The organism is Cupriavidus sp. 01T418, assembly GCF_056398885.1.
This window is the reverse complement of record NZ_JBFTQG010000010.1, coordinates 127,764-153,571: the sequence shown is the minus strand read 5'-3', so window position 1 is coordinate 153,571 and position 25,808 is coordinate 127,764. Positions and strand designations below refer to the sequence as shown.

At 63.5% G+C, this 25,808-nt stretch carries 19 protein-coding genes, 4 tRNA genes and 1 pseudogene; 11 read left to right on the top strand and 13 right to left on the bottom strand.

What is annotated here, in order from left to right; genetic code table 11:
* Positions 1-121, top strand: a pseudogene (locus AC1DQ3_RS13775) (IS630-like element ISCARN39 family transposase); the annotation flags it as partial.
* Here AC1DQ3_RS13775 and AC1DQ3_RS13770 read toward each other — a convergent pair.
* The 4 genes from AC1DQ3_RS13770 to AC1DQ3_RS13755 all read right to left on the bottom strand — a co-directional run bounded on the left by AC1DQ3_RS13770 (position 84) and on the right by AC1DQ3_RS13755 (position 7,343).
* Entirely contained in the window at positions 84-1,040 is a 957-nt protein-coding gene (locus AC1DQ3_RS13770; RefSeq protein WP_477120740.1) for an ADP-ribosylglycohydrolase family protein, read from the bottom strand. The pseudogene AC1DQ3_RS13775 and the gene AC1DQ3_RS13770 overlap by 38 nt on opposite strands.
* 333 nt (positions 1,041-1,373) lie before the next feature.
* Positions 1,374-2,018 (bottom strand): hypothetical protein, encoded by a 645-nt coding sequence (locus AC1DQ3_RS13765; RefSeq protein ID WP_477120739.1) that lies wholly within the window; start codon positions 2,016-2,018, stop codon positions 1,374-1,376.
* Between the two features lie 692 nt (positions 2,019-2,710).
* Entirely contained in the window at positions 2,711-5,386 is a 2,676-nt protein-coding gene (locus tag AC1DQ3_RS13760) for a phage/plasmid primase, P4 family (protein ID WP_477120738.1), read from the bottom strand.
* A 625-nt stretch (positions 5,387-6,011) separates the two neighbouring features.
* The gene (locus tag AC1DQ3_RS13755; RefSeq protein ID WP_477120737.1) at positions 6,012-7,343 is read right to left on the bottom strand and encodes a tyrosine-type recombinase/integrase; all 1,332 of its coding nucleotides are present in this window, start codon (positions 7,341-7,343) and stop codon (positions 6,012-6,014) included.
* A gap of 126 nt (positions 7,344-7,469) precedes the next feature.
* Between AC1DQ3_RS13755 and AC1DQ3_RS13750 the strand changes: the two genes are divergently transcribed.
* From AC1DQ3_RS13750 to AC1DQ3_RS13725, 6 genes are all read left to right on the top strand, one after another.
* A tRNA-Leu gene (locus tag AC1DQ3_RS13750) sits at positions 7,470-7,544 on the top strand.
* Positions 7,545-7,951: 407 nt separating this feature from the next.
* Positions 7,952-8,242: a hypothetical protein gene (locus AC1DQ3_RS13745; RefSeq protein WP_477120736.1), complete on the top strand. Its 291-nt coding sequence runs from the start codon at positions 7,952-7,954 to the stop codon at positions 8,240-8,242.
* 21 nt (positions 8,243-8,263) lie between these two features.
* Positions 8,264-8,506, top strand: a complete 243-nt coding sequence (locus AC1DQ3_RS13740) for a hypothetical protein (RefSeq protein WP_477120735.1) — start codon at positions 8,264-8,266, stop codon at positions 8,504-8,506.
* Between the two features lie 86 nt (positions 8,507-8,592).
* Positions 8,593-8,844, top strand: a complete 252-nt coding sequence (locus AC1DQ3_RS13735; protein ID WP_477120734.1) for a hypothetical protein — start codon at positions 8,593-8,595, stop codon at positions 8,842-8,844.
* A gap of 143 nt (positions 8,845-8,987) precedes the next feature.
* Positions 8,988-9,356 carry a hypothetical protein gene (locus tag AC1DQ3_RS13730; RefSeq protein ID WP_477120733.1) on the top strand — a complete coding sequence of 123 codons (369 nt, stop codon included), beginning with the start codon at positions 8,988-8,990 and terminating at the stop codon, positions 9,354-9,356.
* 313 nt (positions 9,357-9,669) lie between these two features.
* Positions 9,670-9,924, top strand: coding sequence for a hypothetical protein (locus AC1DQ3_RS13725; RefSeq protein ID WP_477120732.1), 255 nt, complete (start codon positions 9,670-9,672; stop codon positions 9,922-9,924).
* 204 nt (positions 9,925-10,128) lie between these two features.
* Here the strand turns inward: AC1DQ3_RS13725 and AC1DQ3_RS13720 are convergent, their stop codons facing one another.
* Entirely contained in the window at positions 10,129-15,006 is a 4,878-nt protein-coding gene (locus AC1DQ3_RS13720) for an NAD-glutamate dehydrogenase (RefSeq protein ID WP_477120731.1), read from the bottom strand.
* Positions 15,007-15,384: 378 nt separating this feature from the next.
* Here AC1DQ3_RS13720 and AC1DQ3_RS13715 point away from each other — a divergent pair, with 378 nt between their 5' ends.
* Positions 15,385-16,899, top strand: a complete 1,515-nt coding sequence (locus tag AC1DQ3_RS13715) for an acetyl-CoA hydrolase/transferase family protein (RefSeq protein WP_477120730.1) — start codon at positions 15,385-15,387, stop codon at positions 16,897-16,899.
* 42 nt (positions 16,900-16,941) lie between these two features.
* Here AC1DQ3_RS13715 and AC1DQ3_RS13710 read toward each other — a convergent pair whose 3' ends face one another.
* The 4 genes from AC1DQ3_RS13710 to AC1DQ3_RS13695 form a co-directional block, all read right to left on the bottom strand.
* The gene (locus tag AC1DQ3_RS13710) at positions 16,942-17,064 is read right to left on the bottom strand and encodes a hypothetical protein (RefSeq protein WP_477120729.1); all 123 of its coding nucleotides are present in this window, start codon (positions 17,062-17,064) and stop codon (positions 16,942-16,944) included.
* 204 nt (positions 17,065-17,268) lie between these two features.
* Positions 17,269-18,243: a tripartite tricarboxylate transporter substrate binding protein BugE gene (locus AC1DQ3_RS13705; protein ID WP_477120728.1), complete on the bottom strand. Its 975-nt coding sequence runs from the start codon at positions 18,241-18,243 to the stop codon at positions 17,269-17,271.
* A 387-nt stretch (positions 18,244-18,630) separates the two neighbouring features.
* A tRNA-Lys gene (locus AC1DQ3_RS13700) sits at positions 18,631-18,706 on the bottom strand.
* Positions 18,707-18,775: 69 nt separating this feature from the next.
* Positions 18,776-18,851 (bottom strand) — tRNA-Lys (locus AC1DQ3_RS13695).
* Positions 18,852-19,087: 236 nt separating this feature from the next.
* Here AC1DQ3_RS13695 and AC1DQ3_RS13690 point away from each other — a divergent pair.
* Together AC1DQ3_RS13690 and AC1DQ3_RS13685 are read left to right on the top strand one after the other, a co-directional pair.
* Positions 19,088-19,996: a LysR substrate-binding domain-containing protein gene (locus tag AC1DQ3_RS13690; protein WP_477120727.1), complete on the top strand. Its 909-nt coding sequence runs from the start codon at positions 19,088-19,090 to the stop codon at positions 19,994-19,996.
* A 176-nt stretch (positions 19,997-20,172) separates the two neighbouring features.
* Positions 20,173-21,558 carry an 8-oxoguanine deaminase gene (locus tag AC1DQ3_RS13685; RefSeq protein ID WP_477120726.1) on the top strand — a complete coding sequence of 462 codons (1,386 nt, stop codon included), beginning with the start codon at positions 20,173-20,175 and terminating at the stop codon, positions 21,556-21,558.
* Positions 21,559-21,822: 264 nt separating this feature from the next.
* Here AC1DQ3_RS13685 and AC1DQ3_RS13680 read toward each other — a convergent pair.
* A tRNA-Lys gene (locus AC1DQ3_RS13680) sits at positions 21,823-21,898 on the bottom strand.
* A 246-nt stretch (positions 21,899-22,144) separates the two neighbouring features.
* Here AC1DQ3_RS13680 and AC1DQ3_RS13675 point away from each other — a divergent pair.
* On the top strand, positions 22,145-22,408 hold the full coding sequence (locus AC1DQ3_RS13675; RefSeq protein ID WP_477120725.1) for a DUF1488 family protein: 264 nt from the start codon (positions 22,145-22,147) through the stop codon (positions 22,406-22,408).
* 199 nt (positions 22,409-22,607) lie between these two features.
* On the opposite strand, the gene AC1DQ3_RS13670 is transcribed toward AC1DQ3_RS13675, so the two are convergent.
* From AC1DQ3_RS13670 to xth, 3 genes are all read right to left on the bottom strand, one after another.
* Positions 22,608-24,416: a SulP family inorganic anion transporter gene (locus tag AC1DQ3_RS13670; protein ID WP_477120724.1), complete on the bottom strand. Its 1,809-nt coding sequence runs from the start codon at positions 24,414-24,416 to the stop codon at positions 22,608-22,610.
* Positions 24,413-24,862: a homoprotocatechuate degradation operon regulator HpaR gene (hpaR, locus tag AC1DQ3_RS13665; protein ID WP_477120723.1), complete on the bottom strand. Its 450-nt coding sequence runs from the start codon at positions 24,860-24,862 to the stop codon at positions 24,413-24,415. The genes AC1DQ3_RS13670 and hpaR overlap by 4 nt, the downstream gene beginning before the upstream one ends.
* 135 nt (positions 24,863-24,997) lie before the next feature.
* Entirely contained in the window at positions 24,998-25,795 is a 798-nt protein-coding gene (xth, locus tag AC1DQ3_RS13660; RefSeq protein ID WP_477120722.1) for an exodeoxyribonuclease III, read from the bottom strand.
* Between the last annotated feature and the right edge of the window lie 13 nt (positions 25,796-25,808).

Sequence of the window (25,808 nt, the reverse complement as noted above, 5' to 3'; positions counted from 1 at the left end):
GGCCAACTACTGCCCACACTCGCTCGCCGAACTCAAAACGACCGCCCGCAATCGGCTGCGCAGCGCACAGCAACGCGCCAACATCATTGCCGCGTGCTGGAAGCAGGCCGAGTTGTGGTGATGTCATCATTTATGCAAGCCTCAATAAGCCCGAACCGAATGCCCGCCAGTCCGCCAGCGACGGCTGCCGTTGTGTCCGTGTCGTGGCCGAACATGACGGCGGTCTTGACCACTTCCTCGAACGAATCCTCTTCCATGGCCTTGCGCGTAGACCAAATTGTATCGAGCACGAATCCTGTTCCGCGTGGCTTATCGGTCTTCGGGAAGGCTCTCAGCACGTCCAGTTCGCGCGGGAAGATCTTTCTCTCTCGCTCACGAGGCCAATCGTCATATATCTCGGCCAGTCGGTGGTCGGCCCATGACCACGGATCGGGAAGCTGATATAGATAGCCTCGCCCCACCAGACAGAAGTATGCGCAGGCCGCCAGCGACCGAGGATGTGCATGGGTAGGCAAGGACTGTAGATGTGCGTCCTTGACAAGCTGTTCGTCGCTGCCCGTATGCCAAAGGGCCAAGGGTAAGACCCGCATGAGCGATCCGTTACCGTTGCTGTGTTCATCGGTCCCACCGGATTCGTGCGGCGACACGCCATCGCGCAGGTAGCCCAAGGCTTCAGCCGTCTGGACGCCACAGTCGTAGACATCGCCATCGACAGCCATATAGCCATAGTCCAGCCATTGCAGCAATCGGTCGGCGAAGTCGATCAGTGACAGTCTTCCATCGTCCATCAGGCTGGCAAGCAATGCGAGGGCTTGGGCACCATCATCGGACCATGTACCGACGCGTACGCCAGCATGCGCACGCCTGAAGCCCACCGGTGGGACCATTTCGATTTGCTTCCGGCTTGGCAAGTCTTCGGGTGCATGAAACTCGTATGGCACGCCGAGGGCATCGCCAACCAGCAGCCCCACCAGCCCGCCAATGACTGCATTAGACCCATGGTCCGTCAACAGTCCTGCGAATCCCTTGTTGTCTGTCAAACGCATTCCTCCGTCTGTTGGACTATTGGTCACGTATAGTGGCGCCACCATTCTCCCTCATTTGTTCCCCCGGGTCATTAGCACTCGCTTTTGGACTGCCGCTCGATCGAACGCCCCATACGGACTTTGCCCTTGTCAAGCGTGGGCAGAAAATCCATCAAATGGATGATCTGTTTCAGGACGAGCGAAAGGGACCGGCGCAGGCCATACGTCTGCTACGGGGGGCAGTGTTCTGAGGTAGAAATGTGCTTGCGAGGCGAATTTCTTGCACTCAGTTGCAACTGTCGCTGTTGCCGTTGTCGGTTACCGGCGGCTTTTTCCAAACGAAGCCAGTTAGGCCTGCATCGCCGGCTTCGGATTGGGGATTCCGGCAACGACATCAAGGGTGTTGAGACGCCATTCCTGCGCTTCCCGGAGCGCACGGATCGCACGGTATAGCTCGTTATCCAACGCGGTTTGGTACCGACCTATCAACTCCTGCTGGATCGGTGCTGACTGCTGTACCTTGACCAGAGCTGCCACTTCCAAGATGACATGACGCCGCGCATGGGCGCTGATCTCCGCGGCACATTTCAGGGATGTTTGCTTGGCCCAAGCGAACAGGCCTCCATCGTACAGCTGCAAGAAATCCTTGATACCCATACCTTTGACGTCGGCATCGCGTTTCAGGGCGCCGAATAGCAATGGCCCATCCTCTGCTAGGCGCTCAACGTCGCCGGCGCTAAGCGCGTCCCACACCCCTATGAACTGGCCGTAAAGGTCGCGGCAATAGTCGATGGCTGCCGCATCGTCGGGATGAGCTGGCCGCAAGGCGTCCTCGGCAAGCTGTTGGGGAAAGGTCATCCCCAGTGCGCGTTCGACCTGCCGCCGGTTGCTCTGCGCATCTAGCCGTCTACCGAGTTCGATACTCGCGCTCTCTGCACGAATGAGGCGGCGCTGGCGCCAGACAGAGATGGCAAGCTTTTCGACGAGCATCAATTCGAGGCTCCCGACTGGACTGAGGGAAGCCTGAAATCCAGCTAGCAAGAGTTGGAATTCCTCGGGGCTCTCATCGTCCAGAAACAACCGATCGCTCAGCACACCGTGTTTCAGAGCATTCCCACTAGCGTGTGCCTTACCTGATGCTGTCCTCGGCCCCGTACTCTTCTGGCAGTTTCGCCGATTGGCTGCCGTTTTCTTTTCAGAGGTCATCATGTAGGCAGGTATCTCAAACTGTGCAATGACGCAAAGAATGTAATTTCAGAATACCGGACGAGAATCCCCCGAGCAACTGGCCGAGTTTGCCTGACCTCGTTTTGCAATCAAGTGCAATTTGCCTGATGACAACACATCGGGCTGGAGAGGCCTTCAGATGGCGAACCCGAAGGATGAAACGATCCTGTCTGCCGGCAGCTTCAGTGGGTTTCTGGATCGCATCGTGTAGGACTTGCTGCCAATATGGCAGAGCGCATGCTGAACACCGATCTGTATGAGGGGGTTTTTGCACTTGATTGCAAGAGTGCTCGTGCCCGTCGCCAAGTATGTTGCCCATGAAGACCCGAAGGGAAGGTGCAGAGTGCAGGGTAGTGCAGGGACTTACTCTTTGTTTTACAGCAATCCAAAAAATGCAATGACTGCGGAGAAAGTGTAAAAAGCCTGCAGCACTTTGCACCCTGCACCTCGGCTCGTATTCAGAGCATCCCAGAATAATCCACCACTTCATCGGCGGTTTCGGCGTCCGGGATGATATCCGGCACACCATCAGGCAGCAGGCGTAAGCCATACAGAATGCCTTGCTTTGACTTATGCTTCTCGACATGTCTGGAAGCCAGTGCCTTGCTGAAGCTGGTTGCGTTGTATTTGCCGCCGTCGATCCCTTCGTCTGCACACCACGCCAGTATTGCTTCAAGCAGCGACTTGGCCGCGGTCCCTTCCTTTGGATCACACCTTTCGTAGTGCGTCAGCCACATGCTGAACACGTCCTGTTCGCTGAAGTAACTGCGCGTCATGTTCGCCACTTCGGGTGGCGGGACCAACCGATTCTTCTCGTACTCGACCGCCCCGGCCACGAGCCACGCCAGAATGCCAGAACCTTCTTTCTTCAATTCATCAAGCAGGCGTTCATCTCCATCAGGCAGCATCGGATCCCGGTCGGCTTCACCGGGGCGGTTCCATTGCCTGTCGAACGGGATGAAATGCAGCCTGCCCTTAATCGCGGGGTCAAGGTGATCGATAGCCGGAGCGGCGTTGGTCATCATCCATAGCTTGTGTGAGATTTCAAATTCGAACGGGTTGCCGTGCAGAAATCGCGCGGTCATCGTCTTGTCGCCGGTATGTCGCTTGATTGTCGCCACCGCGAATTTTTGCCCCTCCTTGTTCTCGCTGCTGATTGCGCAACGCGCACCAGCCAGTCGCGCAGTGTTTGGGCTGGCCTTCTCGGCGTCGTCGGCGTATTTTGTGTCCAGGAGCATCGTGGAGGGCAGGCTGACGCCATAGTCACCGAGCACCCATCGTTCCATGTCAAGCAGCACATTCTTGCCGTTCGACCCGCCCCCCACGCAGACGAATAGCTTGTGCTGGTCCGTCAACCCAGTGAGCGAGTAGCCCAGGGCTCGGCGCAGATAATTTGCCAAACTGGGTCGTGGCTTGAATTGCCCGACAGTCTCGGGGATTACGTCGCCCTTTGCATCGATTTGGGGTGGGATCGGGCTGCCAGTGATCTGCTCGATAAACTGAACCCACTTTGGTGCTGCGGCGCCTGGGATGAACGGGACGGGGGACCGTTTGGTTACGAAGTCATCACGCGCCGCTTCTCTCAATGTACCGGTACGCAGATCGACCACGCCGTTAGCCACGCCGAAAAGCTGATGGTCGGCGTCCAGCCGCTTCATCGGCAGAGCGACATGCTGAAACTTGCCTGCGATGCCAAGCAATGCCGTCAACCGGCTTTTGTTCCTGCATTGCACCGACCACCTTTCATAGCTGTCCGCGCGCTTTTCCAGTTGTTTGCGGCGGTCATCGCTGGACGCCTTGGTGCTGGCGGAACGGAAGACCTTTGCCTTATTCCGGTAGTGTTCGGCAACACGCAGCGCGTGCTTCTGGGCAATGCCGCCGTCATTGTCCACGAGCCACCTTGAGCCGTCCCAATAGATCCATTTCCCCAGTTCAGTCACGAACCGCAGGTCGCCTGCCGTGAGTTCGGAAAACAAGTTTGCATTGCCGGTGTCGGACCAGTCGATCAGGTGCTCGTAGTCCTGCAGCGGCTCCGGCTTGGGTGTTTTCGGTTCGGGTTTCTTCAGGCCGGTCAGGAGCGTCTGGAGTGCTATCCGGCCGCCCTTGTCTTCGACGTCCCACGCATCGTAGTTCGACGGTGCGTCCTCCGGCATCTCCACCAGGTACCCGCCGACTTCAGCAGCAACCTTGTGCGCGGTGCCTTCTGCGCCCTTGTCGGGCACCAGCACGAGCTTAGCATCCGGACATGCGGTACGCAGCGCTGTCGCCACGGTGCCGAAGCGGCCCGCGCTGAATGTCGTGACCGCAGCGCCAGACGGATCAGCGTTGTAGATGCTCCAGGCGCTCGCAAGACCTTCCGCGAGGTACACCACGCAGTCAGGTGCAATGGTGCCGATGACGTGCATGCCGTCACTAAATGACCCTTTCCCCGGCGCGCTCCACTTCTCGCCGGATGGGGAGAGGAAGTGCACCGTACAAAATGTGCCGTCGAGTTTGCGCACCGGCACCGCGGCCCAGCCGGTTACGTCCTTCCCGCCAAGACTGCCGGTCGCGATCTTCAGGCCTTTTGGCAGAATCTTCTTCTTCGCGAGGTACGGGTGACCTGCAGGCGCATCGGGCCACGCGTTGAACCGATTTTCCAAACCGGTGCCGTTAGCTTTTACGTCTGTGAGCGCTGCTGCCCCGTCGGCAGCGACGGGCTGCCCAGCAGTCCCCTGTGAGGCGCTATGCGCGGTGGGCACGGGCCCTGTGTACCCAGCCTCCTTCGCGAGATAGACAAGCGTCCCCGCCGTGATCCCACCATCGGCATTGGTCGAATCCCACAGGGTTTTGCAGGCGGCAGCATTGTATTTATGCCCGCCTTTCTTGCTCCAGTTATCGAAGTCCTGGAAGCTAAGACCAGCCGCCTTGGTGGCGCAGGCGATTTCGAACCATTGTTTATATTTGCAATAGGGATCCAGCATCGTCAGCATCTCGCGATAAACGGAAATCGGGTCGATAACCAGCGCGGTCTTCGGCACGCCTTGCGACGACTGCTTGATCGGCAGATTGATTACATGGGCGTTATTGGTTGGCTCGCTCGGGACGGGGTTAGTAACGCCGTCTGATTTTTTGGAAATGAAAGTGATAGCCATGGAAAAAGGTGTGTTAAAGTACACCTTCAATTTTTCGAAATCGGGAAAAAGCTCGGATCGTGTTCTGGCGGTCCGGGCTGTTTTTTTATAGCGTTGCCGCGTACGGAGAGGCCATCCGCTCCTGCACTTGAGTGCAGAAGCGGGAAACGTATTACTTTTGGCCTTCCAGATGCTTGCGGATCGTGCTGGTGAGCCAGTAAGGTCTACCGTCGTGACCATCGGGCGGTGGGATTTTATGAAGGCGCAGCCACGTATACAGAGTGTTGGCGCTGGCAATGCCGTATAGTGCCAACAGATTTGAGACTCTCAGGCGCCCAGGCTGACACAGGTCAATTGCCGGAGGTTTTGCCTTCACGCCACCGCCACCACGCTTCGCCTTCGACGATCGCGTTAATGCGGTGGAGGTCAGTGTCGGCTTATCTATCGTGATGATCCCCATTTTTTTGCGTCCAATTGCGGGGCACAATAGCGCCGCCAGTTAATTAAATAACCGGCGATCAAGCAACGGGGAGAGCGCCGGAAGTGGGAATGCGACCCATTGCGGGTCCACCGTGTTCCAGTCCATTGGCGCGGTAAGGTACTACCTGATTAGGATGGCATATTTTCATTTGGGATGCAAGAGGATTTATGTGCCTGTGCTATGCCGCGATAGCAATACCACGTTCGCGGCATTGGCGCGCGTCAGCAAATATAATCGTTTGCCGAGTTGCGCCCATGCCTTGCGCTTTTCTTCCGCGTAATCGTGCCGCTGATAGATCCGTGCCATTCGGTTTGTTTCCCGATGGTTCATGCAGGCTTCAATGACTACAGGCGCGATCTTAAGCGCCTGCATTTGCGTGGCAGCCGTTCGCCGTAAGTCGTGTGGGGTCCATCGGTCATTGCCAAGGCAGAGGGCGTTCTCATGCGCTGTGCGTTTGCTATGGGCTTTGCGATCGTAGAACTTCAACTGGCGGTCACCGATCTGTTTCGTGATGCCCTTTGGGTCCGCAGGGCCTTTGCCATTGGCAGCGGGCACTAGCCACTCCGTGCCGTTAGAGGCATCAAGCAACGCCTGCATATGTTCTTTGGCAAAGTCAGACAGAAACACGACGTGAGGGTCGTAATTCTTCGAGTTCTCACGCGGGACGCGCCAGGTCCCTACTTTGATATCGACGTCGGCTCGGCGCGCCTTGACGACTTCACCAATGCGGGCGTTGGTTGCCAGAATCAGCCATAGCACGTGCTGCGTCGTTTCCTGGACGCCGCCGCTTGACATTGCGACGGGCAAGGCGCGTAGTTCGTCAATGGTCAGGTAACGCTCGCGTTCGACTTCGGCGCCGCCGATGTCCTTCTTGACGATGTTCAGCAGCGGGTCGGCTGGGGCATACGCCCGTAGGATCGCCCACTTGTGCAGCTGTTTCAGATCGGTGAGGGTGCGGTTCGCCAACCTGTTCGCGCCGCGTGCGACGATGCGGTCGAGCACGGCAAGAAGATCCGCTCGCTGAACCTCCTCTGCGTATCGGTCGCCGATCGCCGGCAAGACGTCCAGTTCGAACGCGCGGCGGGTTTCGGCGCCTTTGTCCTTTCGCTTTGACAGCGCATGCTGCTCCCAAATGCTGAACAGCTGGCGAAAGGTGAGGCGGCTTGCTTGTCTCTTTGACTCGGCTTGCCGTGCAGCCTCGGCGGCTTGTCGGGCCAGCTTGTCGGTGCGCCGGCGCTCGTTGGGGTCAATTCCCTGCGCGACCAGTTCTCGGGCTTTGTCACGAGCGGCGCGGATCGCGGGCAGCCCGGTGGCTGGCCACGTGCCGCATGCGCAATCGCGCGTCTTGTTCCCCCAGCGGTATCGATACCAGAAGGTGACGCTAACCCCGGAACCCGCCTTGCGGACCTTTCCCCAAAGACTGCCATCGTCGCGAAGTGTCGCGCCTAAATCAGTGGGCTTGAGCGCCTGCAACTTCTTGTTCGTGAGCTTTGCCATTTTGACCCCAACAATGACCCCAACAGAATGGCAGGCTGACGAAGGATGCATTCGATATGGGATCGGACATGCGAAGCGTCTATGTCCTTATAGTAGAAGGCTTTTTACCCTACCGCGAGGATTCTTCGGGATGCATCCGGATGGAGCTAAACCTGCATGGGGTGCAGGTGGTCGGAGGTTCAAATCCTCTCGCCCCGACCAGTATTAAGAAAACCCGCACAGCACTGGCTGTGCGGGTTTTTTCTTTATGTGCTCGGCACGCCTATCCTGGCGACGGCAATACAAGCGGCGCCGATCGCCGTCTATCGCGCGCATCAGTCCAGGTATCGTGGATGCGGTTGTGCAGTCAGATGACTGCCGGCGCCGCAGGTGAGCGCAGGTCCACCCAGCCTCGCCAGTCTTGTCCCGTCCCATTTCCCGTTTATCTCCCATTGCCCGGCTTGCGGCTCAAACAGGTTTGTCGCGAAGGGGCGTCGGCTTCTACAATCAACCCATCGACGGCGCATTTTGCATGTCATGGCGGGTAGACGTTTGCGGCACGCGGCGCCGGGATGCAGGCTTCGCCAGGTGTCGCTCGCGGTGACTTGTGGAAACGACAGGAGTGAACGATGGCCAAACGCGAGCGCGCCGCCCGGGCCTTGCAGGACGAGGTGAGCCGGCGGATCCAGCGCATCGACGACATCATGGAGGACGGTGTCAAGGTCCGGGTGGCGGCGCCGCAAGCACATGCACGCGATGCGCGCGGGCGTAACTGGGATATGAAGGTCTTCGGCAATGCCGCGGGCTATGAAAAGGGTATCCGGGCCGTGGTGGACAAGGCACGTGACGAATTCGATCTGACCGGGGCACCGGGCCAGCAACCTGCTGATCCCTTCGGCACGCCCTCTTCGCCGGAGTAAGGGCTTCATTGGAGTAGCGACATGCAGGCTTGCGATCTCTGCCATCTGCTCGTTGGCGCACCGACCACGGTGCAGCCGCATGAGAATCTGGCTGCATCCGGTGCGGGGGCGCTTGGCATGGACATCAATTCGCGTTGGGTGGACCGGCCCTGGCGCTGCACCGTCTGCGGCGCCTGGATGTTCCAGAATGCTGCCCACGGCGAGCCGCCGAACGTCTGGCGCATGGGGCGCCGCCCCCAGGATCGTCCCCAGGACCGGACCTGAAGGCGGGAGCTTTCGCGCCTGCCGCTCCTGTTGGGCCGACGCTGCACTGCGGCATGCTACGATGGCCGCAAAGGGAGGCGCAATCCATGAATGAATCCAGAACGCAAAATTACCGAGGCTACGTGATCCTGATTTCGGTGCAGCAGCAGGACAGGGGGTGCCAGGTGAGCGCCTCGATCGTCCAGGAGGCCAAGGGCGCGGTGCGCAATCCTTCGGCCTTGCAGTCGTGGGTGGGGCAGGAGCAGGGCGAACTGCTCGAAGTGGCGGACCGGGCCCAGGCGCGCGCGCGCCGGCTGATCGATGCCACCGTGGACCACGTTGCCTATGCCGCGGGCTGAGGGATCGTCCTGCGGGGGCTCGTCCTGCTGGGGCTCGTCCTGCACCGGGCGAGCCAAGGAGCCATAACCTGCCATGGTTTTATTTGGCAGAAGTTTTGGCGATTTGGCCTACATGGCGCGATATCACGGTCGTTAATCCCGGTATGAAACCATTCGATGATTCCGAAGAAGGCGCCGCCAACGCCGATGCCATGGGCTGGGGGGCGTCCCCGCCCCACGTATTGGCAGCGGTGCTCAATACCGCCCTGGCAGCCGAGGACCTGGACGGCTTTGCCGCGCTGTTGTCCGATATGGCGCGTGATCGCGGCCTCAAGGGCGCGCGCGGATCCCACCAGTCTATCTACGACATGCCCTATGCCAGCTTGTTGCCGCGCCAGCAGCATCTGCTGGCGGACGCTTTCGAGCTGATGATCCGACTGGGCCTGGAGTTCCAGCCTCGCAAGCCACGCGCAGTGGGCGATGGCGAGTGCGGGCTCCTGGCGCACGGCAATCACGAGATTCCACCGGACTAGCCGGCACGCGCAGGCTGCACGCAGGCGCGTGCGGCATGGCTGGCAAGGCGGGCGTGCGGCATGCTAGCATCCCGCGAAAGCGGGGCGTTGGCGCAGCAAGCCACCGTGACGACGAACAGCCATGGCCAGTGGCTGAACAGGTCCGTCCATGGCGCAACGCGGCCTCCAGCCCTGAACGACCAGATCGCCGCATCGACGGCGACGCATCGCCCCGGCCCGATGCCGATCCCGGGCTGGCGATGATGCTGACACGGCCAGCGCGCGCACGGCCGTGGCGTTCGAGGGGAACGATCGCTGTTGTGGAGGTTATGTCATGGACGAAGACGAGCCTTTCGGGGTTGTGTTCGGGGATTTTCGCGTCATCTGGGTGGCGGAGCGTTTGCAGGACGGCAAGTGGACGGCGCGCTACTGCTGGAGCCAAGGCACCTCGGCGGCCTCCGGCAAGGCGCTCCAGGCAGCGGTGCTCAGCGGCAAGTCCAAGCGGTTGCTGGGGGACTTCAAGACCGAAGAGCAGACCGTCGCCGCCATCAAGACGGCAGTGCTGCTCGAGGCGAAATGGGGGCGGTAAGGCAGACCTGGCGTGGCTGCACGCAGCGACGACGATCACCGCTGCGATCGCGGCTTTGACAGCCTTGACCTTCGCGTTTCCGGTTTGCTTCCGGTTTGAGCGGAAGCGGCAAATGCAGCGGGGCGCGGGATCGCCCCGCACTCTGGCTCTGGCCCCGCTGGCTGACCTGCCGTCATTGTCTCCGGTTGGCGGCAGCGTGCGCGTCTACCCGCACGGCTGGCTGCGTTCCAGCAAGCCGATTTCCCGTACTGCCACCGACAGCATCGACAAGCCTGCCGCGCCCGATGCGCGCTGGTCCGCCAGCATGCGCGAGAAGCGCTCGATTTGCGCATGGCGGCCGCCACGCCAGGCTTCGATGAGTTGTGCCGGCGCGTCCAGTTCCTGTGGTTGCGCCAGCACGCTTACCGTCAACGCGCGCTTGAGGCGGCCGAGGTCTTCCAGGGTCGTGGTGCGTGCCAGCAGATCCCAGTGGCTGTCGGCAGGCAAGGCCAGCGCGCGTTCGCGCAGCCAGCCGAAGCTGAACTCCGTGTCGAGCGCGAAATATACGCTTGCCACCAATGCCAGGCTGCGCTGCGTGGCCGCCGCCACCTCGGCGATATCCAGTGCCGCGGCGGAAATCTCTCCAGCGGCTACGCGCAGCGCCAGCGCCTCGTCCACGCCGGACTGGCGCAGCGCCTGCTGGCGCTCGGCCAGCGCGGCCGCCTCGGGGCCTGCCAGGAGCGCTGGCAGTTGCGGCGTGAGCCAGGCCGCGGCCTCGGCATAGCGTGCGCTGTTGCTGTCGGCTGGTCCGCCGGCATGAGGATGGCGCAGGAACCAGAGGCTGGCGTGTTCCAGCAGCCTGCCTACGACGGTGAACATATGCGCCTGCACGGCGTCGTCGACGCGGTTGTCGAGCGCGTCGATGTTCGCCCAGAGCGGTACCAGGCCGAACACGTCGCGCGCGATCAGGCAGGCGCGCACGATGTCGGCGGGACGCGCGTCGGTTTCCTCCAGCATGCGGTGGACGAAGGTGGCGCCGACGCGATTGACCAGCGTGTTGGTCAGGTGCGTGGCGAGGATCTCCCGCCGCAGCGGGTGGCGCAGCATGGTGTCGGCATGCCGCTCGCGCAGGGGCTGCGGGAAGTATGCGGGGAGCAGGCCGGCCACCAGCGGTTCCTCGGGCAAGCTCGATGCAAGCAGTTCGTCGTACAGCCACATCTTGCTGTACGCCAGCAGCACGGCGCGCTCGGGCGAGGTCAGCCCCAGTCCGGCGGCCTTGCGTTCGACCAGTTCGTCCTCCGTTGGCAGGAATTCCAGCCTGCGCTTGAGCCGGTCGGCGCGCTCCAGCCAGCGGATCAGCCTGCCTTCCGCATCGATCAGCGCGGCGGCGCTGCGGCCCGCCACGGACAGCGCCTGGGTCTGGTAGTAGTTGTCCTCCAGCACCAGCAGGCCAACCTCGTCCGTCATTTCCGCCAGCAGCTTGTTGCGCTGCTTTTCGGTCATCTCGCCATCCGTCACCACCAGCCCGAGCAGGATCTTGATATTGACCTCGTGATCCGAGCAATCCACGCCGGCGGAATTGTCGATGGCATCGGTATTGATGCGTCCGCCATTGAGCGCGAATTCGATGCGCCCGAGCTGCGTCAAGCCGAGGTTGCCGCCTTCGCCGATCACCTTGCAGCGCAGCTCCGCACCGTTGACCCGGACCGCGTCGTTGCTGCGGTCGCCCACCTGCAGGTGGCTCTCGCGGCTGGATTTGACGTAGGTGCCGATGCCGCCGTTATAGAGCAGGTCGACCGGTGCCAGCAGGATCGCGTGGACCAGTTCGGCGGGCGACAGCGTGGTGGCGGTGATGCCAAGGCAGGCCTGCACCTCGGGCGTAATGGCGATGGTCTTGGCGGTGCGTGGAAACACGCCGCCGCCGGCCGACACCACGCTGATGTCGTAGTCGGCCCAGCTGGAGCGCGGCAGCTCGAACATGCGCTGGCGCTCGCGCAGGCTGGCGCCCGGGTCGGGGCTGGGATCGAGGAAGATATGGCGATGGTCGAACGCGGCCACCAGCTTGATGTGGGGCGACAGCAGCATGCCGTTGCCGAAGACATCGCCGGACATGTCGCCGACGCCGGCAACGGTGAAGTCGGTGGTCTGGATGTTGACGCCCATCTCGCGGAAGTGCCGCTTGACAGACTCCCACGCGCCGCGCGCGGTGATGGCCATTTTCTTGTGGTCGTAGCCTACCGAGCCGCCAGACGCAAAGGCGTCGCCGAGCCAGAAACCGTACTCGGCGGAGATCGCGTTGGCGTAGTCGGAAAAGCTCGCCGTGCCCTTGTCGGCGGCGACCACCAGGTAGGGATCGTCGCCATCGTCGCGCACCACCTCGGGAGGCGGCACCAGCGTGCCCGCGACGCGGTTGTCGGTCACGTCCAGCAGGCCACGCAGGAAGGTCTGGTAGCAGGCAATGCCTTCCTGCAGGAAGGCATCGCGGTCGGTTGCCGGCGGCGGGCGCTTGACCACGAAGCCGCCCTTGCTGCCCACCGGCACGATCACGGTGTTCTTGACCATCTGCGCCTTCATCAGGCCCAGCACCTCGGTGCGGAAATCCTCGCGCCGGTCGGACCAGCGCAGGCCGCCGCGCGCGACCGGGCCGCCGCGCAGGTGCACGCCCTCCACGCGCGGGGAGTAGACCCAGATCTCGAACATCGGCAGCGGCTCGGGCAGGCCGGGCACCAGCGCGGGATTGAACTTGAACGAGAGGTAAGGGCGCGGCCCGCCGTCGGCGCCGTGGCGGAAATAGTTGGTGCGTACCGTGGCATTGATCACGCCCAGGAACAGGCGCAGGATGCGGTCCTCGTCCAGGTTGGGGACCTGGTCCAGGGCGGCGCCGATGGCTTGCAGCAGCCGTTCGCAGCGCGCGGCGCGGGCGCTTTCCGTGGCGGGATCGAAGCGTGCCACGAACAGTTCCACCAGGTGCGACGCGATGGCCGGGTTGCCGGTCAGGGCGCGCATGATATAGGCATCGCTGAAGGTCGATCCCACCTGGCGCAGATAGCGGGCATAGGCACGCAGGATGGTCACGTCGCGCGCCGCCAGTTCGGCGCGCAGCACCAGGCGGTTGAAGTCGTCGTTCTCGATTTCGCCGATCCAGGCGCGCCCGAAGGCATCTTCGAACAGCGCCTTGACACGCGCAATATCGGCTTCGAGGTCGATGCCGGCGCCGATATCGGCCATCTCCAGCCCGAAATCGTGGATCCACACCGGCGCCGCGCCGCTGGGCTCGACCAGGTAGGGCCGCTCTTCGTCCACGCGCACGCCGAGGTGTTCGAGCATCGGCAGGCTGAGCGATAGCGCGATCGGCGCGCGCGCCCGGTAGACCTTGAAGCGGAAGGCGCCGGGCGCGGCTTCGATCGGCCGGTACAGGTTCATGGCAATGCCGCCGCTGGCCTGCGCTGCTTCCATCAGTTCGATATCCCGCACCGCGGTGCGGGCAGGGTAGTCCTCGCGGTAGCCGGCCGGGAAGGAGTCGCCATAGTGGCGCAGCAGCCGGTTGCCTTGCTCTTCGCCGGCGCTGTCCAGCAGGGCGGCGGCAAGGTCGTCCTGCCAGCGGCGGGCGGCCTGCACGATGCGCCCTTCCAGTTCGTCAGCATTGACCTCCGGCATGGTGCCCGGCTCGCCGCGCACGATCAGTTGGATACGTGCCAGCGGCGATTCCGAGAGCTGCGGCGTGAACTCGCAGCTATTGCCGCGGAAGGCGGTCATCAGCAATCTCTGGATGCGTTGGCGCAGGTCGGTGTTGTACTTGTCGCGCGGCACGAAGACCAGGCAGGAGACGAAGCGGTCGAAGCGGTCGCGCCGCACGAACAGGCGGATGCGCTGGTGTTCCTGCAGGCGCAGGATGCCCAGCGAGATGTCGAACAGCTCGTCTTCGTCGGCCTGGAACAGTTCGTCGCGCGGGTACTGCTCGAGGATGGTGACCAGCGACTTGTAGAGGTGGCCCTTGGTCAGGAAGCCCGCGCGTGTCAGGATATTCGCGAACTTGCGCTGCACCAGCGGGATCTCCGCGCTGGACATCATGTAGGCGGTGGAGGTGTAGAGCCCGACGAAGCGCCGCTCGCCGAAGAGCTTGCCGTTGGCATCGATCAGCTTGACGCCGATATAGTCCAGGTAGCCAGGCCGGTGCACGGTGGCGCGCGAGTTGGCCTTGGTCAGGAAGATCGGCGAACTGCCCTCGATGATGCTGCCGGCCGCCGCGGGGAGCTCGGTCAGCGTGTCCGACTCGGGCGCGCGCAGGCTCTCGCGCAGGATGCCGGCGCCGGAGCCGGTCACGCCACGCAGGTAGAAGCGGCCATCCTGGTTCAGCAGTTCGTAGTCGCGCTGGCCCAGGAAGCAAAAATGATCGTCCAGCATCCACGCCAGGAAGGCGCAGGCTTCCTGCGTTTCGGGCTGCTTGCCCTCCGGACCCTGCGCCAGCGTTTCGATGGTGGCGCGCGTGGTGGCCATCATCTGCGGCCAGTCTTCCACCGCGGCGCGCACATCGCCGAGCACGCGGGCAATGCCGTTGCGCAAGGCCTCTTGCGTGGCGGTGTCGCCGCAGCGATCCACTTCGAAGTGGATAAAGGATTCGAGCCGTGGCCCGCCGGCGGGTTCGTTCGCAGCGGCATCGCCTTCGCTGCCCAGCCCCACTTTCGCGATGGTGCCGTCCGTGCCGCGCCAGACCCGGAACACCGGGTGAATCGCGGAATGCAGGGCCAATCCCAGGCGGTTGATCTCCATGGTGACGGAGTCGACCAGGAACGGCATGTCGTCGTTGACGATCTCCACCACCGAGTGATCGGAGTGCCAGCCGTGCTGTTCAAGATTGGGGTTATAGACGCGCAGCCGCGCATTGCCCGTGACAAAGCGCTGGGCAGTCTGCCAGTGCGCCATGACCGCGCCGTAGAGGTCCGCCACCTCGCGTTCGAGCAGGTCGTCTGCGTCGGCCAGGTCGTAGTAGTGGCGCAGGAAAGGCTCGACCTTGGCGAACATGTCGCCGGGCAGGTGGCCCTGTGCGAACAGGATCAGGTCGGCCAGCAACTGGGCCAGTCGCGATTCGCTTTCCGCCAGCATGGTGTCTCCCCCAGACAGCTTGTCTTGACAGTGTCATGCCGGCGCTGACTGGTGCGGCACCATTTGTCTGGTGCCGTCGCCATGGCCGCATGACCGTGCTAACTACTGTAGAGCATAAAGGGGGGCGCTGCGCACAAAGTGCACTGGACGACAGACGGGACCAGGCGGTTGGGCCGGGCCGGTGCGTGCAGGCGCGGCTATGAAGTTTGCGACTGGATTTCATGATTTTATATCGCTGCAGGAATGCTATCGCCGTGGCTACACTGCCTATCAGCGCCTTACCTGCCGGTAGGTCGCGCGAGCCGAGCGGGGCACCGGGTCCCGCCGCTGCGCGCGGTACAGCCCAGCCGCCGGGACAGGCATCATGGAGACATAAAGATGTACAAGGAACGTATCCGGCTGGCCAGCCTGCTCGACAAAGTGATGCCGGCCGAGGCCGCGGCGGCAATGATCCGGGACGGCATGACCGTTGGCATGAGCGGCTTTACGCGCGCCGGTGACTGCAAGGCGGTGCCGGAGGCACTGGCCAAGCGCGCGGCAACCGAGCCGCTGCGCATTACGCTGATGACCGGCGCCTCGCTGGGTAACGATACCGACAAGATGCTGGCCGAGGCCAATGTGCTGGCGCGGCGCCTGCCGTTCCAGGTCGACGCGACCTTGCGGCGCAAGATCAATGCGGGCGAGGTGATGTTCATCGACCAGCATTTGTCGGAGACGGTGGAACAGTTGCGCGGACGGCAGATCGCGCCGGTGGACGTGGCGGTGGTGGAGGCCGTGGCGATCACCGAGGAAGGCGGCATCGTGCCGACCACCTCGGTGGGCAATTCCGCGAGCTTTGCGATGCTGGCCAGCAAGGTCATCGTCGAGATCAATCTCAATATGCCGGCCGGCCTGGAAGGCCTGCACGATATCTACCTGCCCACGGCGCGCCCGCACCGCGAGCCGATTCCGCTGGTTTCGGTGGATCAGCGCATCGGCTTGCCCTATATCCCGGTTGATCCCGCGAAGATTGCGGCCATCGTGATTACGCAGAAGGATGACAGCCCATCGACGGCGCTGCCGCCCGACCAGGAAACGCGCCAGATCGCGGGGCACCTGAACGATTTCCTGCTGCATGAGGTCCGGGCAGGCCGGCTGTCTCCCTCGCTGCAACCGCTGCAGGCCGGCATCGGCACCATCGCCAACGCCGTGCTGCACGGCCTGATCGATTCTCCGTTCCGCGACCTGGCGATGTATTCGGAAGTCCTGCAGGACAGCACGATCGAGTTGATCGACGCCGGGCGGCTGCGCTTTGCCTCGGCTTCGTCCGTCACCTTGACCGGCGCCGTCTACGCGCGCTTCCTGGCAGACCTGGAACGCTACAAGTCCCGCGTGATCCTGCGCCCGCAGGAGATCAGCAACCATCCGGAGGTATTGCGCCGGCTAGGCCTGATCACCATCAACACGGCACTGGAGTGCGATCTCTATGGCAACGTGAATTCCACGCATGTGGGTGGCACCCACATGATGAACGGCATCGGCGGCTCCGGCGACTTTGCCCGCAATGCGCATATTTCCGTGTTCGTCACGAAGTCGGTGGCCAAGGCCGGTGCCATCTCCAGCATCGTGCCCATGGTTTCGCATGTGGACCACACCGAGCATGATGTCGATGTCATCGTGACCGAACATGGCCTGGCCGATCTGCGCGGGCTGGCGCCGCGCGAGCGCGCGCAGCAGATCATTGCCCATTGCGCGGATCCGCTATATCGGGATTTGCTGCGTGATTACGTGACGCGCGCCACGCGCCGCGGCGGACAGACGCCGCACCTGATCGAGGAAGCGCTGGCCTGGCACGCACGCTACCGCGAGGAGGGCACCATGCGTGGTCCCCAGGCGGCCCTGGCTGCTGCGTGAACGGCGTGTCATCCGCCACGGGTCGTCCTGCCTGCTCTCTGTTTATCCTTTGAAGATAAGCACTGCCAGCACGGGGGACAAGGCCATGAGGATCAGCAGGTCGAGCATGATGGTCTCCGTCAGGGAGAACGCCTGCCACGCCATGCAGCGGGGAACCCGGCGCATGCGGCAAGCGATGCTGGCCTGATTCTGCCTGCTCGCTGTGGGGCCGGACGGTGCGCTGGCGCACCATCCGGCGGGAGGGCCTGATACAGGATGCCTCTGCTGCGCCTTACCGGCTTTGGCGCCGTCGGTACAGCGATCGGCCATCTTGTTGGCAGGGAATGGCGGCACAAGGCCCGGCCGCAGGCGGCCGGGCCCTTGGGGGTCTTATTCCAGCGTGATGTTCTGGTCGTGCGCGATCTTCTTGCGCACGTCCAGTTCGCGCTTGATCTGCGCGGCGTATTGCTGCGACGTGTTGCCGTCAGGGTAGGCGCCGCTCTCGGCCAGGCGGCGCTTCACGTTCGGGTCCTGCAACGTCTTCACGGCCGCGTCGTGGACCTTGGCGAGGATCGCGGCAGGCGTGCCGGCCGGCGCCACCAGGCCGTACCAGGCCATATTGTTCATGTCCTTCATGCCGGCTTCGGCAAACGTCGGCACGTCAGGCAGGCCGTCCACGCGCTTGGGCGCCGCCACGGCGAGGGCGCGCAGCTTGCCGGCCTGGATGTGCGGCATGGACGAGGGCAGGTTGTCGAACTGGGCGCTGACCTGGCCTGCCAGCGTGTCGTTCAGGGCCGGGCCCGATCCACGATAGGGGATGTGGACCATATCGGTCTTGGTCAGGTACTTGAACAGTTCGCCATCGAGGTGCGAGATGCTGCCCTTGCCGGCCGATGCGTAGCTGTACTTGCCGGGGTTGGCCTTGACCAGCGCAATGAACTCTTGCAGGTTCTTGGCTGGCACCTTGGGGTTGATCGTCAGCACGTTCGGCACATTGACCAGGTTGGTAATGGGCGCGAAGTCCTTGATGGGATCGTAGGGGTTGCGGGCATTGGTGGCCGGGTTTGTCGCCATGGTGCTCACCGTGGCAATGCCCAGCGTGTAGCCGTCTGGCGCGGACTTGGCGAGCGCGTCGGCGCCGATCGCGCCGCCGCCGCCGCCGCGGTTTTCCACCACCACCACCTGGCCCAGCTCACGGCCGATGCCTTCGGCGACCGAGCGTCCCACGATGTCCGTGGTGCCGCCCGCGGCAAACGGCACGATCAGACGGATCGGCTTGGTCGGATAGGTTTGCGCAATGGCGCCGTGGCACAAGCCAAGGAGGGCCAGGCAGGCTGCGCTGCCGACATTCAATACTGCTTTCAAGAGAGGCTCCCGAGGGTTCTAGGTATGAGCGGGCCGATCGGCCGGGCGCGGGATGCGGCGATCTGTGTCGGCGTTGCCCTTGTTCATCCCGCCAATGTGCCGCAACGTCCCGGGGCGGCAAGAGCTGCCGCGGAACGCCGGAGTCTTTGGATTGATTCCGTCATGCGGAACTATGTTCCGCATTGTGCTGCAGGCGTCATTCAACCGTGAAAGCGTGGCCGGCGGAATCGGTATCAACCCGCGTATGGCCGCGCATGGAGCGTGGTGCGAGAGGGAAGGGGGGAGGTCGGTTTGGCTGCAGGGGGACGTTCATGCCAAGTGGCCTGGAGTCGCCAAGCCAAATGAAAAAGCCGGTAGCTTTGCTGCTACCGGCCTTTCGGAATTCACTGGTGGGGCGTGAGTGACTCGAACACTCGACCTACGGATTAAGAGTCCGCTGCTCTACCAACTGAGCTAACGCCCCAATGAAGCCTGAACAATGACGCCTGAAAAAGGCCGGTAGCATTGCTGCTTCCGGCCTTTTGGAATTCGCTGGTGGGGCGTGAGTGACTCGAACACTCGACCTACGGATTAAGAGTCCGCTGCTCTACCAACTGAGCTAACGCCCCAACGAAGTGCGAGATTATAGTGAGCCGATTGTGGCAATGCAACAGCTTTTTGCGGTGGTCAAAGACGCTGGCGTGCGTGCGCGTTGCCGACCCCCTCGCCAAGGTACGCCGCCACGCTGCCCGCTTCCTCCTGCGGCAGGGTATCGATCTCCAGCATCAGGTCCTGCGGCTACAATGCGCTCGTCTTCCCTGTCCGCGGCAGCCGCTGCCGCGTCGAGCCAGCATCCGGAGCCCTCATGCATGCCAGAGTCCTGCGCTACCTCGATGAGGTGGTGAACCGCGGTTCGATCCGCCAGGCCGCGCTGCATCTGCATGTGGCGCCGAGCGCGATCAACCGGCAGATCCTGGACCTGGAGACCGAACTGGGCGCGCCCCTGTTCGAGCGCATCAACAAACGGCTCCGGCTGACCGCGCTGGGAGAGATGGTGCTCGCGCACGTGCGGCAGACGCTGCGGGAGCACGATCTCTTGCGCAGCCGGATCGAGGCTGTCAAGGGTGTGCGCCAGGGCGAGGTGACGGTCGCTACCACGGCGGGGCTGGCGGGGTCGCTGATGCCTTCGCAGGTGCATGGCTTCCGCCAGCAATATCCGGGCATCCTGGTGCGCCTGCTGGATTTGCCCGTGGCGGACATCGTCAGCGCCGTCGAGCGCGGCGATGCCGATCTCGGCCTTGCCTACGAGCTTCCGGACATCGCCGCCTTTCGCATCCTGGCCGGCAGCGACTGGCATATCGGCGCGGTGGTCGCGCCCGGACATGCGCTGGCCGCGCAGCCATCGACGCTGCTGGGCGAGTGCCTGGCTTACCCGGTGATCCTGCCTGCGCGGTCGATGTCGATCCGCGCCATCCTCGACGAGGGCTTCGCCCGCGCGGCCATCGACGTGTCGCCGGTGACCGAGACCACCTCGACGGCCTTGATGCGGCGCCTGGTCATGCTTGGTGACGGCGTCGCCTTCCTGAATCCCCTCGACGTGCTGGAGGAGCGCGCGCGCGGGGCGCTCGCATGGGTGCCCCTGCGCGACGGCAAGCTGCCGTGCCAGACCTTGCGGCTGGTGGCGCGCGCGCGTAATCCGCTGAGCCCGGCGGCCAGCCTGATGGCCGAGCGCATCGGCGCGGGCCTGGCGGAGCTGTTCGGGAGCCTGCGCTAGCGGCCCGAACGGGTCATCGGTGGCTGTGCTATTTTTGCGTACACCGTCGGTGGAATTCGATGCTTTGCGGTGGGCCATCGTCGTCTTAGACTGTCCGGGCCGGTCCGCACGATGCGGGCCAACCGGGCACTGCGCCGCTATCCGTTCACCATCATCGCCAATCCGAAGATCCAGCCATGACCCTCATCCTTATCAATGCAGACATCCTGGTCACCATGGATGCCCAGCGCCGCGAGATCCCGGGTGGCGCGCTGGTGGCGCAGGGGCCATCGATCGAATGGGTGGGCGCCAGCGCCGACTTGCCGCAACCATACCGCCGGCTGATCGACGAAGGCCGTGCCGAGGTGCTCGACATGAGCGGCCAGGTGGTGATCCCCGGGCTGGTCAATACGCACCACCACATGTACCAGAGCCTGACCCGCGCCGTGCCGGCCGCGCAGGACGCGGAGCTGTTCTCCTGGCTGAGCAACCTCTATATGTTGTGGTCGCACCTGACGCCGGAAATGATCGATGTCTCGACCCGGACCGCGATGGCGGAGTTGATGCTGTCCGGCTGCACCACCACCAGCGACCATCTCTACCTGTATCCCAACGGCTCGCGCCTGGACGATTCGATCGCGGCCGCGGCGCAGATGGGCATGCGTTTTCATGCCGCGCGCGGATCGATGAGCGTGGGGCGCAGCAAGGGCGGCCTGCCGCCCGATTCGGTGGTGGAGGAGGAGCAGGCAATCCTGAAGGACAGCCAGCGGCTGATCGAGCAATACCACGACGCTTCGCGCCATGCCATGCTGCGCGTGGTGGTGGCGCCGTGCTCGCCGTTCTCCGTGTCGCGCGACCTGATGCGGGAGTCGGCGCTGCTGGCACGCAACTATGGCGTGTCGCTTCACACCCACCTTGCCGAGAACGATAACGACATCGCTTACTCGCGCGAAAAGTTCGGCCTGACGCCTGCCCAGTACGCGGAAGAGCTCGGCTGGGTCGGCCCCGATGTGTGGCACGCGCACTGCGTCAAGCTGGATGAAGAGGGCATTGCGTTGTTTGCACGCACCGGCACGGGCGTGGCCCATTGCCCTTGTTCCAATATGCGGCTGGCATCAGGCATTGCGCCGGTACGCGCGATGCGCGATGCCGGCGTGCCGGTCGGCCTGGGGGTGGACGGCAGCGCTTCGAACGATGGCGCCCATATGCTGGGGGAGGTGCGCCAGGCGATGCTGCTGCAGCGCGTGGGATACGGCCCCGCCGCCATGGGCGCGCGCGAAGCGCTGGAGATTGCCACGCTGGGTGGCGCGCGCGTGCTGGGCCGCGACGATATCGGTGCCCTGGCGCCTGGCATGTCGGCCGATTTCGTGGCCTTCGACATGGGGCAGGTGGCCTACGCGGGCGCGGGCCACGATCCGGTGGCGGCGCTGGTGTTCTGCACGCCGGGCAACGTCGCCACCAGCGTGATCAATGGCAAGGTGGTGGTGCGCGATGGCGAACTGCGCACGGTGGAATTGCCGCGCGTGCTGGCGCGGCACCGCGGGCTGGCGCGCGAATTGTTCGCGCGCGCGAGCGCCGCCTGAAGCTATTCCCGGATGCCGCGTGCGCGCGACCCCACTCGAGAGGGGTCGCGCCATGTCTGCAATGTATTCAAACTAGATGCCGGGACGTTCCCCGAACGCCCCTGACCCTTCTCAAGCCCGCCATTGACGCGGGCTTTTTTTTTGCACGTCTTTTGGATGTCTTTGCGCGTTTATCGAGGGGTACTGGGGGTGCATGCCGGGCGGCATGGCCGCGCCAATGAAAAAGGCCGGAAGCATTTCTGCTTCCGGCCTTTTGGAATTCGCTGGTGGGGCGTGAGTGACTCGAACACTCGACCTACGGATTAAGAGTCCGCTGCTCTACCAACTGAGCTAACGCCCCAACGAAGAAGAAGATTATATCATTGTTTTTGCGCTTGTCAAACTCCTCGCTGCGGAAATCTTCCCGCGCGCGCATTGCATGGCGCGAAGCTTTTTCCTTTGCACCGAATCCAGGCATGCAAGCCGCGGGAACTCGTCCGGGCCATTGAGAGTCTTGCATGGGGGCGAGCGAGGTGCAGGCCTTTGCGGACGAGTCGGGCCGACCCATGTTAGGATGATTCTTCACTTGCAATGGAGGGCTGTACCGATGGATATCAAATTCCAAGAGCAAGAGCGCTACGACATCAATAATGAAGGCTTGCTATTTCACGCTGTGGTCAACGGTGAACCGGTCACCTGCGTGGTGACGCGCGAAGCGCTGTGGGAAGGCTTCAGCGCCGACCAGGTCTTGTCGCTGGAAGAGGCTTTCCGTGCCGGACGCGAGACCATCGAGCGCGCCGCCGTGGTGCTGATCGAACAGGGCGCGGCCCAGCCTGTCGTCGTCAAGCGCGCCCATGTGGCGCCGCTCTGACGCGGGCCTCGGTCCTCCGGGTCGGTCATCGGTCCGATCGCGGGCTACCGTTTCATGTTATTGCGGCTTCTCGCCGCCTGGCGCCGGTTTCCCGCCGGCGTTTTTCTTTTTCACTCCACGCGTTCATCCCTGACGTACTGACGTCATCAGGTCATCACGTCAGATAACGTCACGTCACGTCACGTCACGTCACGTCACGTCACGTCATGGCTGCGCTTGCGCCGCCCGGGCGACTTGCGCATTCCTCGAAGATACGCGCCTGGCATTGCGCGCATCGGGCGGGGTCCAGGCGGGTAATGATGGCGTGCAGCGCCTGCCGCTTGGTGGAGAAGATATGTCCCTCGCCCAGCTTTAGTGCAAAGCCGGTCTGATCCCATGTCTGCAAGACCTGCTTGCGCGGGCGGTGGAAATACAGATCGCCGCCGGTGGCTCGCCGTTCGGCCAGCTCGCTTTCCCACATTTCGGCGCCGGCCAGGTCGATGAAGTTCATGCTCTTGGTCATGGCCAGCAGATGGATCTGGCCGGGATGCGCGCTACGTGCCTCGTGCAACCGGTCCGTAACGTACTGGACGGCGCCGAAGTAGATTGCTCCTTCCATGCGCAGCAGCTTGAGCTGGGGGCATTCCGGCTGCGGACGTTGCAGCTCGTCCAGCGGCGTAAAGCGCCGGTCGGGATCGTCCGCGTCCGGCACCAGGCTGCGCACTGCCGGCCGCGAGGTGCGATAGAGGTAAGCGACCAGCGACAGGATGGTGCCGAGCAATACCGCCAGTTCCAGGCGGATGACCAGCGTGGCGGCAAACGTGCCGATGGCGATGGCGAATTCGGTGCGGCTCAGGCTGGCGATGCGGCGTAGCCGGGCGAAATCGAACAGGCCCCAGGCCACCAGCAACAGCATCGCGGCGATCGCCGCGAGCGGAATCTGCGCCAGCAGCGGCGCGCTGGCGGTGACCAGCACGACCAGCAGCAAGGCCGAGAAAATGCTGGCCATCGGCGTCTGCGCACCGGCTTCATAGTTGGGCATCGAGCGGTTCAGCGAGCCGCAGGAGATATAGGCGGAGAAGAAGCCACCCGCGATATTGGACAAGCCTTGGCCAATGAACTCGCGGTTGGCGTCGATGTGCTGGCCCGAGCGCAGCGCCACCGCCTTGGCGATCGAGATCGACTGGCCGAGCGCCACGATGGTGAGCGCGGCGGCGATGCCCAGCAAATCGGGGATGGCCTGCCAGGAGATGCCGGGAACGTGGAAGGGCGGAATGGCCGACGGAATCGGGCCGACCACGTCGACATGGCGCGCGCCCGCGCTCCAGCCCGGCGCATTGAGCAGCAGGGCGACACCGTAGCCCGCCAGCAGGCCGACCAGCATGAAGGGCAGCCGGCGCGAGATGCGCTTGACGGCAAGCGTGACCGCCAGCGTGATCGCCGCCACGGTGAACGCGCTCCAGTTGATGGCGTCGGCGTTGTCGAGCAGGAAGCGCACCACGCCGAAAGCGCTCGTGCCGGTGGGCACCGCCAGTCCGAACAGGTCCTTGAGCGCATAGAGCCCGATCAGCGTCGCCGCGCCGCAGGTGAAGCCAAGCAGCACCGAGGGCGAGATGAAGTTGGCGAGCGAGCCGAGGCGCAGGGTACCCACGGCAAACTGCAGCACGCCGACCATGACGGTGACGGCGAGCGCGAGGCTGATGTACTCCGGACTGCCGGCAAGGGCCACGGGACTCAGCATGGCAAACAGCGCCAGCGAATTGGCATTGGTCGGCCCGGACATCACGTGCCAGCTCGACCCGAACAAGGCCGCCACGATGCAGGGGATAACGGCCGCGTAGATGCCGAATTGCGGCGGCAGGCCGGCGAGCGTGGCGAAGGCCACGCCCTGCGGCAGCACCAGCACGGCGCCCAGCAGGCCCGCGATCAGGTCGGCACGCAGGGAAGCGGCGCTCACGCGGTGGCGCCATGCCGGCAGCAGGCGTCCCCGCACGCCGCCCGCTGCGCCTTGCGCTGCCGGCGTGGTCATGCGCGCTGGTCCCGCTCGGTGAGGCTTTCCAGCAGTTCGTCGAGCGCGCCGTAGACCTTGCCGAGTCGCTCGGCGCCGATCATCTGCTCGAGTTCCTCATAGCGCCGGTCAATCAGCGGCTCCATCTCGGCGATCAGGGCGCGGCATTTATCGGTCAGCGAGATCAGCTGGCGGCGCTGGTCCGTGGTGGAGCGCGAGCGCAGGATCAGGCCCGCTTCCTCCATGCTCGACAGCATGCGGGTCAGGCTCGGGCTCAGGATGAGGCAGGCATCGGCGACCTGGTTCGGCTCCATGTCGCCCTGCTCGCTGAGGGTGCGCACCACGCGCCATTGCTGCTCGGTCATGCCGTGCTCGCGCAGGATGGGCCGAAAGCCCGCCATCAGCGTTTCGCGGGCTTGCAGCAGCAGGTGGGGAAGGTTGCGGTGGCGGAAGGTGGCCGGTTTCATGCCCGCAGTGTAGCTGTGCGGCCGTCCGGAAGCGAGCCGGTGGCTACCCGGATCTCCTGAACGTGGCCTTCGGCCCAGTGCTTCCGCCCATTCAGCCATTCAACCCATTCAGCCCATTCAGCCCATTCAGCCCACTCACCCCAGCGCGAGCGTGGCCACCACCGGCGTGTGGTCCGACGGCTGCTCCCATGCGCGCGGCACGCGATCGATCACGCAAGCGCTGCACACTTCGCGCAAGGCCGGCGACAGCAGGATGTGGTCGATGCGCAGGCCGGCATTGCGGCGGAAGGCGAGCATGCGGTAGTCCCACCACGAGAAACTCTTCTCGGGCTGCTCGAACATGCGGAAGGCATCGGTCAGGCCCAACGCCTCCAGCGCCCTGAAAGCGTCCCGCTCCGGGGGCGAGACCAGGTTCTGGCCTTCCCACTTCTTGGGATCGTGCACGTCGCGGTCTTCGGGCGCGATATTGAAGTCGCCCAGCAGCGCGAGCCTGGGGTACTTCTTCAGTTCCTCTTGCAGCCAGACCGTGATCGCCTGCAGCCAGCTCAGCTTGTAGGTGAATTTGTCCGAGTCCGGCGCCTGGCCATTGGGGAAATACGCGCACACCAGGCGTACATCGCCATAGGTGGCCGCCACCACGCGCTGCTGGGCGTCCTCGTAACCGGGGATATTGCGCACCACGTCGGAGGGCGTCGCCATGGTGGCATTGCGCGCCAGGATCGCCACGCCGTTGTAGGTCTTCTGGCCAGTGAACACGCTATGGAAGCCCGCGCTCTCCAGTTCGGCCAGCGGGTACTTGTCGTCCGGCATCTTCAGTTCCTGCAGGCACAGGGCGTCGATCGGCGTATCGGCCTTTTCCTGCTCGATCAGCCAGTCCAGCACCTGCGGCAGCCGGACCTTGAGAGAGTTGACGTTCCAGGTGGCGATTCTCATAAGTAATCCATCA

Bases quoted from the DNA above. Each gene is read 5' to 3' on its own strand.
- AC1DQ3_RS13760 (WP_477120738.1), bottom strand. From the start codon at position 5,386: ATGGCTATCACTTTCATTTCCAAAAAATCAGACGGCGTTACTAACCCC.
- AC1DQ3_RS13755 (WP_477120737.1), bottom strand. From the start codon at position 7,343: ATGGCAAAGCTCACGAACAAGAAGTTGCAGGCGCTCAAGCCCACTGAT.
- AC1DQ3_RS13745 (WP_477120736.1), top strand. From the start codon at position 7,952: ATGGCCAAACGCGAGCGCGCCGCCCGGGCCTTGCAGGACGAGGTGAGC.
- AC1DQ3_RS13740 (WP_477120735.1), top strand. From the start codon at position 8,264: ATGCAGGCTTGCGATCTCTGCCATCTGCTCGTTGGCGCACCGACCACG.
- AC1DQ3_RS13735 (WP_477120734.1), top strand. From the start codon at position 8,593: ATGAATGAATCCAGAACGCAAAATTACCGAGGCTACGTGATCCTGATT.
- AC1DQ3_RS13730 (WP_477120733.1), top strand. From the start codon at position 8,988: ATGAAACCATTCGATGATTCCGAAGAAGGCGCCGCCAACGCCGATGCC.
- AC1DQ3_RS13725 (WP_477120732.1), top strand. From the start codon at position 9,670: ATGGACGAAGACGAGCCTTTCGGGGTTGTGTTCGGGGATTTTCGCGTC.
- AC1DQ3_RS13720 (WP_477120731.1), bottom strand. From the start codon at position 15,006: ATGCTGGCGGAAAGCGAATCGCGACTGGCCCAGTTGCTGGCCGACCTG.
- AC1DQ3_RS13715 (WP_477120730.1), top strand. From the start codon at position 15,385: ATGTACAAGGAACGTATCCGGCTGGCCAGCCTGCTCGACAAAGTGATG.
- AC1DQ3_RS13710 (WP_477120729.1), bottom strand. From the start codon at position 17,064: ATGCGCCGGGTTCCCCGCTGCATGGCGTGGCAGGCGTTCTCCCTGACG.
- AC1DQ3_RS13690 (WP_477120727.1), top strand. From the start codon at position 19,088: ATGCATGCCAGAGTCCTGCGCTACCTCGATGAGGTGGTGAACCGCGGT.
- AC1DQ3_RS13685 (WP_477120726.1), top strand. From the start codon at position 20,173: ATGACCCTCATCCTTATCAATGCAGACATCCTGGTCACCATGGATGCC.
- AC1DQ3_RS13675 (WP_477120725.1), top strand. From the start codon at position 22,145: ATGGATATCAAATTCCAAGAGCAAGAGCGCTACGACATCAATAATGAA.
- AC1DQ3_RS13670 (WP_477120724.1), bottom strand. From the start codon at position 24,416: ATGACCACGCCGGCAGCGCAAGGCGCAGCGGGCGGCGTGCGGGGACGC.
- hpaR (WP_477120723.1), bottom strand. From the start codon at position 24,862: ATGAAACCGGCCACCTTCCGCCACCGCAACCTTCCCCACCTGCTGCTG.
- xth (WP_477120722.1), bottom strand. From the start codon at position 25,795: ATGAGAATCGCCACCTGGAACGTCAACTCTCTCAAGGTCCGGCTGCCG.